This window comes from Kitasatospora sp. NPDC022785 (assembly GCF_055561295.1).
Map to the genome: position 1 here is coordinate 599035 of NZ_JBVHHB010000001.1, position 12723 is coordinate 611757.

General features: G+C 73.2%; 8 protein-coding genes. 5 read left to right on the forward strand and 3 right to left on the reverse strand.

Features of this window, described 5'->3' with window-relative positions; translation table 11 throughout:
• Nucleotides 1-56 precede the first annotated feature (56 nt).
• The 4 genes from ACZ3YO_RS02605 to ACZ3YO_RS02620 all read left to right on the forward strand — a co-directional run bounded on the left by ACZ3YO_RS02605 (nucleotide 57) and on the right by ACZ3YO_RS02620 (nucleotide 6006).
• Entirely contained in the window at nucleotides 57-1208 is a 1152-nt protein-coding gene (locus ACZ3YO_RS02605; protein WP_465563812.1) for a CaiB/BaiF CoA transferase family protein, read from the forward strand.
• A 10-nt stretch (nucleotides 1209-1218) separates the two neighbouring features.
• Nucleotides 1219-2361, forward strand: a complete 1143-nt coding sequence (locus ACZ3YO_RS02610) for an acyl-CoA dehydrogenase family protein (RefSeq protein ID WP_465563814.1) — start codon at nucleotides 1219-1221, stop codon at nucleotides 2359-2361.
• Nucleotides 2362-2584: 223 nt separating this feature from the next.
• A complete protein-coding gene (locus ACZ3YO_RS02615; RefSeq protein WP_465548270.1) occupies nucleotides 2585-3799 on the forward strand; it encodes an acetyl-CoA C-acetyltransferase in 1215 nt (404 codons plus the stop codon).
• Between the two features lie 35 nt (nucleotides 3800-3834).
• On the forward strand, nucleotides 3835-6006 hold the full coding sequence (locus ACZ3YO_RS02620) for a 3-hydroxyacyl-CoA dehydrogenase NAD-binding domain-containing protein (RefSeq protein ID WP_465563816.1): 2172 nt from the start codon (nucleotides 3835-3837) through the stop codon (nucleotides 6004-6006).
• A gap of 145 nt (nucleotides 6007-6151) precedes the next feature.
• On the opposite strand, the gene ACZ3YO_RS02625 is transcribed toward ACZ3YO_RS02620, so the two are convergent.
• On the reverse strand, nucleotides 6152-6898 hold the full coding sequence (locus ACZ3YO_RS02625) for a MerR family transcriptional regulator (protein WP_465548268.1): 747 nt from the start codon (nucleotides 6896-6898) through the stop codon (nucleotides 6152-6154).
• 141 nt (nucleotides 6899-7039) lie between these two features.
• On the opposite strand from ACZ3YO_RS02625, the gene ACZ3YO_RS02630 reads away from it, so the two are divergent.
• Complete coding sequence (locus tag ACZ3YO_RS02630) at nucleotides 7040-9232, forward strand: hypothetical protein (protein WP_465563819.1); 2193 nt, start codon at nucleotides 7040-7042, stop codon at nucleotides 9230-9232.
• Here ACZ3YO_RS02630 and ACZ3YO_RS02635 read toward each other — a convergent pair.
• On the reverse strand, nucleotides 9197-11083 hold the full coding sequence (locus ACZ3YO_RS02635; RefSeq protein ID WP_465563822.1) for a hypothetical protein: 1887 nt from the start codon (nucleotides 11081-11083) through the stop codon (nucleotides 9197-9199). The two genes, ACZ3YO_RS02630 and ACZ3YO_RS02635, sit on opposite strands and share 36 nt — an antisense overlap.
• Before the next feature lie 223 nt (nucleotides 11084-11306).
• Nucleotides 11307-12419, reverse strand: a complete 1113-nt coding sequence (locus ACZ3YO_RS02640) for an isopenicillin N synthase family dioxygenase (protein ID WP_465563825.1) — start codon at nucleotides 12417-12419, stop codon at nucleotides 11307-11309.
• Nucleotides 12420-12723 lie beyond the last annotated feature (304 nt).

Genomic DNA, 12723 nt, shown 5'->3' on the forward strand with positions numbered 1-12723 from the left:
CCCTATCATCGCGAGTGTGACAGCTTTACTGTCAAACCCCGGAAGGTCTGTAGCCAGTGCATGACACCAGCAGTCCCGGCCCGCTGGCCGGCGTCCGGGTGGTCGAGCTCGCGGGGATCGGGCCCGGCCCCTTCGCCGCCATGCTGCTGGCCGACCTCGGCGCAGACGTCGTGCGCGTCGACCGGCCGAACGCCTCGCCGCTCGGCATCGACCCGGCGTACGACGTCACCAACCGCAACAAGCGCTCGGTGCTGGTCGACCTCAAGTCCCCCGAGGGGGCCGGTCAGGTCCTCGACCTGGTCGAGCGGGCCCACCTGCTGATCGAGGGCTACCGCCCCGGCGTCGCCGAGCGTCTCGGCGTCGGCCCGGAGGTCTGCCTGGCCCGCAACCCCGCCCTGGTCTACGGCCGGATGACCGGCTGGGGCCAGCAGGGCCCGCTCGCCGCCCGGGCCGGCCACGACATCGGCTACTCGGCGGTGGCCGGCGTCCTCGGCATGATCGGCCCGGCCGACGGACCGCCCGCCATCCCGGTCAACCTGCTCGGCGACTTCGCCGGCGGCTCGCTCTACCTGGTCGTGGGCCTGCTCGCCGCACTCCACCACGCCCGCGGGACCGGCACCGGCCAGGTCGTCGACGCCGCCATCGTGGACGGCGCCGCCCACCTCACCTCCGTGCTCTGGGGCCTGCTCGCGTCGGGCCAGTGGCAGGACCGCCGGGGCGTCAACCTGCTCGACGGCGGCGCCCCCTGCTACGCCGTCTACCAGGCCGAGGACGGCGGCCACCTCGCCGTCGGCGCGCTGGAGCCACAGTTCTACGCCGAGTTCGTCCGGCTTCTGGAGCTCGGTCCCGACGCGCCCGGCCAGTGGGACACGGCCCGCTGGCCCGAGCTCCGCGCCCTGATCGCCGCCCGCTTCGCCACCCGGACCAGGGCCGAATGGGAGGACGTCTTCGCGGGCTCCGACGCCTGTGTCGAGCCGGTCCTGACGATGCGCCAGGCCGCCGCGTCCGAACACCTGGTGGCCCGCCGGACGTACGTCGAGGCGGACGGCTTCACCCAGCCCGCCCCCGCGCCCCGGTTCTCCGCCACCCCCGGCGCGCTGCGCCGCCCGCCGGCGCGGCCGGGCGCGGACGCCGCCGAGGTCGCCCGGGACTGGGGTGTGCCCGGGCTCCCGGCCGCCAAGAACTCCGCCGACTCCGAGGCCCGATAAGGAGCTTGCCGTGCAACGCGACATCTACACCGAGGAGCACGAGGACTACCGGACGACCGTCCGCTCCTTCCTCGCCAAGGAGGTGCTGCCGCACTACGACCGCTGGGAGCAGGCCGGCATCGTGGACCGCTCCGCCTGGCTCGCTGCCGGCCGGCAGGGCCTGCTCGGCCTCGCCGTGCCCGAGGAGTACGGCGGCGGGGGCAGCACGGACTTCCGCTACGCCGCCGTGCTGGCCGAGGAGTTCGCCCGGGCCGGCGCCTCCGGCCTCGCGCTCGGCCTGCACAACGACATCATCGGCCCGTACCTCACCTCGCTCGCCACCGACGAGCAGAAGCGCCGCTGGCTGCCCGGGTTCTGCACCGGCGAGCTGATCACCGCCATCGCGATGACCGAACCGGGCGCCGGCTCCGACCTCCAGGGCATCCGCACCCACGCCGTCGACCAGGGTGACCACTACCTGCTGAACGGCGCCAAGACCTTCATCTCCAACGGCATCCTCGCCGACCTGGTGGTGGTGGTCGCCCGCACCACCCCCGAGGGCGGCGCGCACGGCCTCAGCCTGCTGGTGGTCGAGCGCGGCATGCCCGGCTTCGAGCGCGGCCGCAACCTCGACAAGATCGGCCAGAAGTCCCAGGACACCGCCGAGTTGTTCTTCGAGGACGTCCGCGTCCCGAAGGAGAACCTGCTCGGCGAGGAGAACCAGGGCTTCGTCCACCTGATGCAGAACCTCGCCCAGGAGCGGCTCACCATCGCCGCCGCCGCGATCGCCGGCGCCGAGTACCTGGTCGAGATCACCACCGCGTACGTGAAGCAGCGCGAGGCCTTCGGCCGGCCGCTCGCCAAGCTCCAGCACGTCCGCTTCGAGATCGCCGAACTCGCCACCGAGTGCGCCGTCACCCGCGCCTTCGTGGACCGCTGCATCACCGAGCACAACCGGTACGCGCTCACCCCGGCGGACGCCTCGATGGCCAAGTGGTGGGCCACCGAACTGCAGAAGCGAACCGCCGACCGCTGCCTCCAACTCCACGGCGGGTACGGGTACATGAGCGAGTTCCCGGTCGCCCGCGCGTTCACCGACGGGCGGATCCAGACCATCTACGGGGGGACCACCGAGATCATGAAGGAGATCGTCGGCCGCTCCCTCCTCGGCTAGCCCTGCTCCCGGCCGCCTCCCCCGGCCGGCCGCCTCCCCGGGCCGTCCTCCCCGGACGGCTCGGACCCCCTCCTCGGACCACCCCTCCTCGGACCACCCCTCCGCCCTCCGCGGAACAGCCCTCCCCGGACCACCCGTCCCCGGAGTCCTCCCCGGATCACCCCTCCGTGGAGCACCCTCCCCGGACCACCGGACCACCCATTTGCCCGAAAGGCTCTCCACCGTGACCACCGAAGCGTACGTCTACGACGCGATCCGCACCCCGCGCGGCCGGGGCAAGGCCAACGGCTCGCTGCACGGCACCAAGCCGATCGACCTGGTCGTCGGCCTGATCCACGAACTGCGCCGCCGCTTCCCGGACCTGGACCCGGCGGCGGTCGACGACATCGTGCTCGGCGTGGTCAGCCCGATCGGCGACCAGGGCTCCGACATCGCCCGGATCGCCGCCGTCACCGCCGGCCTGCCCGACACCGTGGCGGGAGTCCAGGAGAACCGCTTCTGCGCCTCCGGCCTGGAAGCCGTCAACCTGGCCGCCGCCAAGGTCCGTTCGGGCTGGGAGGACCTCATCCTGGCCGGCGGCGTCGAGTCGATGTCCCGGGTGCGGATGGGCTCCGACGGCGGCGCCTGGGCGATGGACCCGATGACCAACTACGAGAACCACTTCGTCCCGCAGGGCATCGGCGCCGACCTCATCGCCACCATCGAGGGCTTCTCCCGCACCGACGTGGACGCCTTCGCCGCCGAGTCCCAGGCGCGTGCCGCCAAGGCCCAGGCCGACGGCCTCTTCGACCGCTCGGTCGTCCCGGTCCGCGACCGCAACGGCCTGGTCGTGCTGGACCGCGACGAGTTCATCCGCCCCGGCACCACCGTGGAGAGCCTCGCCGGCCTCAAGCCGTCCTTCGCCGGCATCGGCGATGCCGGCGGCTTCGACGCCGTCGCCCTGCAGAAGTACCACTGGGTGGAGGGCATCGACCACGTCCACCACGCCGGCAACTCCTCCGGCATCGTGGACGGCGCCGCCCTGGTCGCCATCGGCAACCGGGAGATCGGCGAGCGGTACGGGCTGCGCCCGCGCGCCCGGATCGTCTCCGCCGCCGTCTCCGGCTCCGAGCCCACCATCATGCTCACCGGCCCGGCCCCCGCCACCCGCAAGGCGCTCGCCAAGGCCGGGCTGACCGCCGCCGACATCGACCTGGTCGAGATCAACGAGGCCTTCGCCGCCGTCGCCCTGCGGTTCGTCCGGGAGATGGGGTTCCGGCACGACCAGGTCAACGTCAACGGCGGTGCGATCGCCCTCGGCCACCCGCTGGGCGCCACCGGCGCGATGATCCTCGGCACCCTGATCGACGAGCTGGAGCGGCGCGACCTGCGCTACGGCCTGGCCACCCTCTGCGTCGGCGGCGGCATGGGCATCGCCACCGTCGTCGAGCGCATCTGACCTCCCGACTCCTCTTTCCCCCCGGAGACCCGAACATGAGCGACACCACCACCATCCGCTGGGAGCAGGACCAGGACGGCGTGGTCACCCTCGTCCTCGACGACCCCACCCAGTCCGTCAACACCATGAACGAGGCCTTCACGGCCGACTTCGACGCCACCGTCGAGCGGCTGGCCGGCCTCGGCGACGAACTGCGCGGCGTCGTCATCACCTCCGCGAAGAAGACCTTCTTCGCCGGCGGCGACCTCAAGATGCTCTCCGCCGCCCGCCCCGAGGACGCCGCCGCCGTCTTCGAGAAGTCGATGCGGATCAAGCGCGCCCTGCGCCGGCTGGAGACGCTCGGCAAGCCGGTCGTCGCCGCCGTCAACGGCAGCGCCCTCGGCGGCGGACTGGAGATCGCCCTCGCCTGCCACCACCGCATCGCCCTGAACGCCTCCGCCAGCCGGATCGGCCTGCCCGAGGTCACCCTCGGCCTGCTCCCGGGCGGCGGCGGGGTCGTCCGCACGGTCCGCCTCTTCGGCATCACCGACGCCCTGCTGAAGGTGCTCCTCCAGGGTCGCCAGTACCGGCCGGCGCAGGCGCTCCAGCATGGCCTGGTCCACGAACTGGTCGACACTCCCGAGGAGTTGGCCGATCGGGCGCGCGCCTGGATCGAGGCCAACCCGACCGCCGTCCAGCCCTGGGACGTCAAGGGCTACAAGATCCCCGGCGGCACCCCCAACACCCCGGCGCTCGCCGCCAACCTGCCCGCCTTCCCCTCCAACCTGCGCAAGCAGCTGGCCGGCGCCCCTTACCCGGCCCCGCGCAACGTGCTGGCGGCGGCGGTGGAGAGCTCCCAGGTGGACGTCGACACCGCCATGGTGATCGAGGCCCGCTACTTCACCGAGCTGGCCTGCGGGCAGACCAGCAAGAACATGATCCAGGCGCTCTTCTTCGACATGCAGGCGGTCAACTCCGGTGCCGGACGACCGAGTTCCTTCGAGAAGCGGACGGTCCGAAAGGTCGCCGTGCTCGGCGCCGGGATGATGGGCGCGGGCATCGCCTACACCTGTGCCAGGGCCGGCATCGAGGTGCTGCTCAAGGACGTGACGGTCGAGGCCGCCGAGCGCGGCAAGGCCTACTCCGCCGGGCTGCTGGAGAAGGCGATCGCGCGCGGCCGCTCCACCGAGGCGAAGCGCGACGAGCTGCTCGCCCGGATCACCCCCACCGCCGAGGCCGCCGACCTGGCCGGCTGCGACGCGGTGATCGAGGCCGTCTTCGAGAACCCCGAGCTGAAGCACAAGGTGTTCCAGGAGATCGAGGGCATGGTCGCGCCGGACGCGCTGCTCTGTTCCAACACCTCCACGCTGCCGATCGGCCTGCTCGCCGAGGGCGTCCAGCGCACCGCCGACTTCATCGGCCTGCACTTCTTCTCGCCGGTCGACAAGATGCGGCTGGTGGAGATCATCCGCGGCCCGCAGACCGGTGACGAGGCCCTGGCCCGCGCCTTCGACCTGGTCCGGCAGATCGACCGGACCCCGATCGTGGTCAACGACTCGCGCGGCTTCTTCACCTCCCGGGTGATCGGCCAGTTCATCAACGAGGGCGTCGCCATGGTCGGCGAGGGCGTCGACCCGTCCTCCGTCGAGCAGGCGGCGGCCCAGGCCGGCTACCCCGCCAAGGTGCTCTCGCTGCTCGACGAGCTGACGCTCACCCTGCCCCGCAAGATCCGCAACGAGTACCGGCGCGCGGCCGAGGCGGCCGGCGGCGAGTGGACCGCCCACCCGGCCGACGCCGTGGTGGACCGGATGGTCGACGAGTTCGGCCGTCCCGGCCGCAGCGGCGGCGCCGGCTTCTACGAGTACGGCGAGGACGGCGGTCGCGGGCGGCTCTGGCCGGGGCTGCGCGAGCACTTCACGCGCGCCGACGTCGCCGTGCCGTTCGAGGACCTCAAGGAGCGGATGCTCTTCAGCGAGGCGCTGGACTCGGTCCGCTGCCTGGAGGAGGGTGTGCTCACCTCGGTCGCCGACGGCAACGTGGGTTCCATCCTCGGCATCGGCTTCCCGGCCTGGACCGGCGGCGTCTTCCAGTACATCAACGGCTACGAGGGCGGCCCGGCCGGTTTCGCGGCCCGGGCCCGCGAACTGGCCGCCGCCTACGGCGAGAGGTTCGCGCCGCCCGCCCTGCTGGAGCGGATCGCGGCGGAGGGGCGGACGTTCACGGACTGAGGTCCGTGCCTGAGGCTCGTCGCCCGGGGTCGGTCGCCCGGGGACGGTGCCTGAGGTGGGTTGTCCGACGTCCGACGTCCGACGTCCGAGGTCCGTTGCCCGAGGTCCGTTGCCTGGTGTCCTGGGTGCGGCGGGCCTGTGTCGGTCAGCTGGGCGGGTCCGCGTCGCCGCGCGCGGCCTCGCCCAGCTCCTCCCTGAGGGAGCGCTGGAACGCCGTCACCAGCGCCTGCGCCACCATCGGCTGGATGTGGTCGGTCAGCGCCTTCATCCGCTCCAGCTCCGCCGGGGCCGGCTCGCTCTCCCGGTACGGCCTCCACACCGTCTCGCGGAACAGCCGGTGCAACTCGTGCGCCGTCGCCCGGCTGTGCTCCAGTACCACGGCGCGCGCCGCCAGCAGCGTCTCCAACGGGATCGGCACGTCCAGGATCCGCACCCCGAGCGGCAGCAGCCCCGGATCCACCCGGAACACCTCGGCATCCGCCGTCCGCTCCAGCGCCCCCATCGCGCCCAGCCGGTCCAGCTGCGCCTCCGACAGCGCCCGGCCGGCCCGCCGCTCCAACTGCCCCCGGCTGACCTCCTCCGGCGCCTCCGGCGTCCACGACGCCACCAGTGCGCGGTGGATCGCCAGGTCCAGCGACGTACTGTCCTGCGGCAGCCGCGCCAGGTACCGCTCGATCGCCGCCAGCGTCAGCCCCTGGCGCTGCAACTCCTCGATCAGCCCCAGCCGGTCCAGGTGCTCCGCCCCGTACAGGCCCACCCGCCGCGGCCCCAGCTCCGGTGGCGGCAGCAGCCCCTTCGTCCCGTAGAACCGCACCGTCCGCACCGTCACCCCCGCGCGCGCCGCCAGCTCGTCCACCGTCAGCCGCACCTCGACACCCTCGCGCGCGCTCATCCGTGCAGCCTCCCGTAGCACTTCCGCTGTAACAGCAGCAGTGTGACAGTGGCCGTCAACGCAGGTCCACCCCGTGCTTGAGCCGGCCCGCCGATGCCGCCAGGATGGGGACGGCAGAGCGGGCGGGGGAGAGGCGGGGGAGTGCACAACTCGATCAGCGGCGGCGAGTTCCAGAACGTCTTCATGGCACACACCATCAATGTCGCGGAGCCCCCTGCCCCGGCGGAGCGGGTCATCCTGATGGACGTTCCGGTGATACGGCACTACGTGAACAACCACGAGCTGTTCACGCGGATGGACACCATCCGGGCCGGCTGCCGGGCGGAGGACGTGGCCACCCGGATCCTGCTGTGGGGCATGCCCGGAATCGGCGTGACGGCCGCCGCGGACCGCTGGGTACGCGAACACCAGGCGGACCTGCCGACCATCCAGCTGCGGGCGGAACTCTCCCCGAACGGTCAGCACGCGGACGCCACCGCCGTCCTGGAGGACTGGCTCGACCAGCTCGGCGTGCCGAAGCAGGACCGGCCGGGCGACCAGGCCGCGCTGGCGCGTTGCTTCCAACGCCGCACCGCCGGCCTGCCGGTGCTGGTCCTCATCGACGGCGCGCGGACGGCCGCTCAGGTCAGGCCACTGCTGCCCGGCTCACGCAGGAGCATCGCCCTGATCACCAGCCACGACCGCCTCGGCGGACTGCGCGGCTCCCACGACGTCGAACAGCTGAGGGTCGGACCGCTGGACGACGAGCACAGCGACGCCCTCCTCGCCCGCGTCGCCGACCTCGGCGACGAGACCAAGGCCGCCCGGCTGCCCCTCGTCCGCGCCTGCGCAGGCATCCCGTTGGCCCTGCGGATCCTCGCCGCCCGGCTGGTCTCGCTCGGGCCGGCGGCGCTGCGGGAGCTCGTCGTCCAACTCGACAGCGGCACATCGCGCCTGGAGGCACTGGCCGTGGACGACATCTCCTTCCCCCGCCTGCTCGACGAGATGTACCGGAGCCTGGACGCGGACAGTGCCCGCGCCTACCGGCTGCTCGGCCTGCACCCCACCCTGCTGCTGGACGAAGGGGCGATCCGGGCGCTCCTCGGAGCCGCCGGACCTCTCGGGCCGACCCTGGACGCCCTGCGCATCGCCAACCTGCTGGAGCACCGGGAGGACGGCCGCCACCTTCTCAACGGCGTCGTCCACGAGCACGCCGGGCTCGCCGCCCGGCTGCCCGCGCACGCGCAGGAGCGCGAGGCCGCGTTGGACCGCATCCTGGCGTACTACACCGACCTCGCGGAGGCGGGGGAGGCGGCGCAGTCCAAGCGCTGGCGCCACGACCCGGCGGACGCCTACCGGCGGCGGGCCCGGGCGACCGGCGGAGTGGCGGTCGACGGTCGGGTGGTCGACGGTGTGGCGCTCGGGGGTCGGGCGGCCGACGGCGCCGTGGCTGATGGCCCGGTGGTCGACGGTTTGGCGCTCGACGGGTACCGGACCAATCTGGTCGCCGCCGTCGAGACGGCCAACCGGGCCGGGCGGCACGATCACGCCTGGCGGATCTGCCAGGGCCTGTGGACGTACTGCCTCCGCGGCGGCCACCACACCGACTGGATCCGGGCCCTGCGGGTCGGCGTCGCGTCCGCGCTGGAGACCGGCGATCTGCTGGCACTCGCCCGGATGCACTACGAACTGGGCTTCGCGCTGCTCGACCGCTTCGATGCGGGGGAGGACGATCCGCGCCTCGCCCGGGAACACCTCGCCGAGGCGCTGCGCATCGCGCGCGGGCGTACGGGGGGCGAAGGTCACCGTCGGACGGCGTCCTCGGCCCTGGAGGCGCTCGGTCTGCTGAGCCTGCGCGAGGGGGATCCCGGTACGGCGCTCGGTCTGCTGGACGAGGCGCTCGGCGCGCTCGACGGCGTCGACCACCGGCGCGGCCTGGCGCTGCTCGGCTACCACCGGGGGCGCGTGCTGACCGCGCTCGGCCGGCACGCGGACGCCGAGGCCGTCCTCCGGGGCGCCGCCGAGGAGTTCGCCCGGCTCGGCGACGGCTACAACGTGGCCCGCAGCCTCACCCGCCTCGCCGAGGACCGACTGGCCGCCGGCCTGCCCGACGCGGCCCTGGCCCTGATGACGGAGGCGCTGGAGGAGATCCCCGACCGCCCCGGCACCGCCTACCAGCGGGCCGAGATCCTGCGGCAACGCGGTGACCTGCACCGGACGTCGGGTGCCGAGGCCGAGGCGGCCGCGGACTGGACGCGCGCCCGCGCGTTCTACGCCCAGGCCGGCAGTACCAAGGTCGCCGAGGTCGAGCGCCTGCTGTCACCGGGGAGCTCGGCAGGGGCTGACCAGGAGTAGCCCGGCCGGCTGCCCGGCGCCCGCTGCCACCCGCACCACCCCGGGCGCCGACTCGCCGGACAACTGCTCATGGACGACGGACGCCGCGACCGCGAACGACGCCCACGCCGGACGCTCCTGCCACACGGCCGTCAGACGGCGCCCGTCGGGAAGCAGCGCCAGGCAGCCGCCGTCCGGCCGCTCCACCGCGATCAGCGCACAGCCGGCCAGCCCCCGCCCGAGCTCCCGCCAGGTGAACCGGGCGGCGGGGTCGGTGGCGGACTCGAATGCGGACTCGGTGGTGGACTCGAAGGCGGACTCGGCCCGTTCGGCGGGTACCAGCAGCACATCCGCCGACCGCCGGACCCCGCTGTCGGGCTCCGCGAGGTCCGCGACCAGATGGGTGCCAGCGCCGAGATGGCTGAGCCGGGATCGCTGCAACCCGGCCGGATACCTGCGCAGCCTCATGCTTCGCCCGCCCTCGGAGGCCCCGGCCGGCACCTCGGCCGGCGTCTCGGTCGGCAGCTCGGCCGACGTCCGCGTCGGTGTCTCCGCCGAATCCACGACCGACACTGCGACGACCGTCGGCGGCAGCACCGCCGTATGGGCGGTGGGCAGTGACGGCACCGGGACGACCCGGGTAACCGCAGGTCCGGCGGGCTCGTCCAGCCCGAGGTGGCGGTAGAAGACGGTGCGCAGCCGGGCGGCGGACTCTCCCGGCACCGAGCTGACGAGGCCGCCGACCTCGGTGACCGCCGGGTCCGCACGCTGGGTGACCGCCGCGCCCAGCAACTGCGGCAGGACGCCCTCCCACCCGGACAACCGGGGGGCGAGCTTCCCGAGCTGCTCCATCGGCGAACCGGGTGCCACGGCGTCCTCCGCGAAGGCACCCAGGACGGTCGGAATTCCCAGCGCGGCGCCGTACAGCGTCACCGAACCGTGGTCGCCCACCAGGAAATCGGCGGCGACCAGCGCCGCCTTCCAGATCTCCGTCTCGGGGCCCGGAAGTATCAGACCGGCCTCGACGAATTCGCCCAACCAGCGTTGGATCTGCCACAGCCCGTGGGCGTACCAGGCATTCGGGTGGACGGCCGCGACCACCCGGAATTCATCGGCCGGCAATTCCGCCAGGACGCGGCGCAGCGGATCCGCGTCGGCATGTCCGAGCAGCGAATGCGGGCCCCAGGTGGACGACACCACCACCAGTTTCTGCCCCGGCCGAACCCCGAACGAACCCCGGTACGCCGAACGCAGGGGCATGCTCGCCCGCAACTGGTCCAGGCACGGATCGCCGACCACGGCACTCACCGGGACGGCCTCGGGGCACCCCGCTCGGAGCCGGTCGAGCTGCTCCTGATGGGACAGCAGGACGGCGGACGGAACGACCCGGCCGTCGTGCATCAACCACTCGGCCGTCAGGCCGAAGGCTCCCGGCTCCCGGCTCCCGGCTCCCGGCTCCCGGCTCCCGGCTCCCGGCTCCCGGCTGAGAATTTTATTGTATCCGGCGCCGTGCGGGGCTCCGATCAGCGGTGCGCGCAGTGCATGCAAATCCCCGCCCCGGTTCGTGGCTATCGCGAGGTCGAACGGGAATTCCTTGGCCGATTCCCAGGGTATTTCGATCATCCCGCGCTCCCGGAGGAAATCCGAGGTGCCGGAATCCAGCGCCGAAGAGCCGGTGCAGCTGAACAGCACCTCCACCCGCCGGTCCGCCCCGAACACGGCGAGCAGGTCCAGCAGCCGGGTCGCGGCGGTGATGTTGTGCACCACGCCGAGGACGCGCCGCTCGGGCCGGACGGTCGACCAGCGCGCGCGGTCGTCGGCGATCGCCGGGTGCACCCGCTGCGCCCCCACGGTGTTCGTCGTCAACGCCACGCCCCCGTCTTTCGCCAAGTCGACCCATTCTGCCAGCCCGGGGGCGGCGGACGGGGTCCGGCGGGGGCAGCGGAACGGCACGGGCGGGGCGGCCGGGTGCGAGCCGGCCTGCGCTTCTCTGGGTCGGGCGGTGGATTCCAGAGGGCGCAGGCCGGTGGTGGTGGGCCGGGTTCGGCGGCGCACTGGCGGACCGGCGGACCGGCGGATCGGCGCGCCGGTGGGCTCAGGAGCGGGTCGGTTCCGCCGGGGTGGTGTCGACCAGGTCGGGGTGGTGGCGGCGGGTGACCTCGGGGTGGGCGCGGGTGTAGCCCTTCCACTCGTTGAGGCCGAACTCGGCGAAGAGGGGGTTGGCCGGGTCCTGGGTGGCCCCGGGGGCGTGGTGGGCCAGGGGGAAGTCGAGCGGCTCGATGTGGGCGTCGAGGCGCGGGTTGTAGAAGAACGGGACGGAGAAGCGCTCCCGGGCGCCGGGCGGGCTGACCACGCGGTGACTGGTGGCCTTGAGGTAACCGTCGGTCGCGACCTCCAGCAGCTCGCCCAGGTTGACCACGAAGGCGCCCTCCATCGGCGGGACCTCCAGGAAGCTGCCGTCCGGACGCTCCACCTGGAGGCCGCCGACGGTGTCCTGGAGGAGGAGGGTGATGAAGCCGTAGTCCTTGTGCGCGCCGACGCCCTGGCCGGCCCCGTCGGGCGCCGTCCCGGGGTAGCGGACCAGCTTCAGGCGCAGGTGCGGGTGCCCGGCGAAGGCGTAGTCGTAGAAGTCCGGGCGGGCGCCGATCGCGGTGAGCAGCTCGTGCAGCAGCCGCTTGGCGACGTCACCGAGGCGGTCGATCCAGCCGAGTGCGGCGGACCGCAGCTCGGGGAGCGCCGTGGGCCACTGGTTCGGGCCCTCCAGCCACCAGTACGGCGGCTCGCCGCGGCCCGGGACGTGCGGGGGCAGTTCGGCGCCGATGTCCAGCTGGTCGCGCCAGTCCTGGCTGCCGCCGGTGCGCTCGTCGCCGGTGCGGGTGTACCCGCGGAAGTGCGGGGAGTTGAGGTTGCTCACGCCGAGCCGGTCGGTTTCGGGGAGGTCGAAGAAGGCCCGCATCGCCCCGGTGAGGGCGGCCGTCTCGGTACGGGTGACACCGTGGCCGACGAGCTGGAAGAAGCCGACGCCGGTGGCTGCGGCCCGCAGCTCGTCGTGCAGCCGGAGCCGGTCCTCGGGGCTGCCGCCGGCGAGCGAGAGGTCGATCACCGGGAGGGCGTCGGTGAGGGCGCCTGCGGCTGCGTCCGCGAGGGCGTTCGAGCGGGCGTCCGCCAGGGCGGACGGGGTGGTGGAGGGGTGCTGCTGCTGCGTCATGGGTGACATCCGCTGGGTCTCGTCCCGACCGTTCCCGGTGGTCGACCGGGGGCGCCGGGGCCACGCCTGGTGCGGCGGGTGCCCGGGGGCCGGGAAGGGGGACGCGGCCTGGTGAGGACCGCGCATGAGGGTGGGAGGCGCGAGGTTCAGCCGGAGCGTCGACAGGACATGCTCGTCACGCGGAGCAGGTCCACGTGGCGGCGGCGAACAAGTATGAGCACGTCACCAGCCTAAATGACGGTCGCACCGACGAGGAGGCCCCGGGTCGAATTTGTTGTCGTGTACGTGCTAAGTGGCGGGAGTT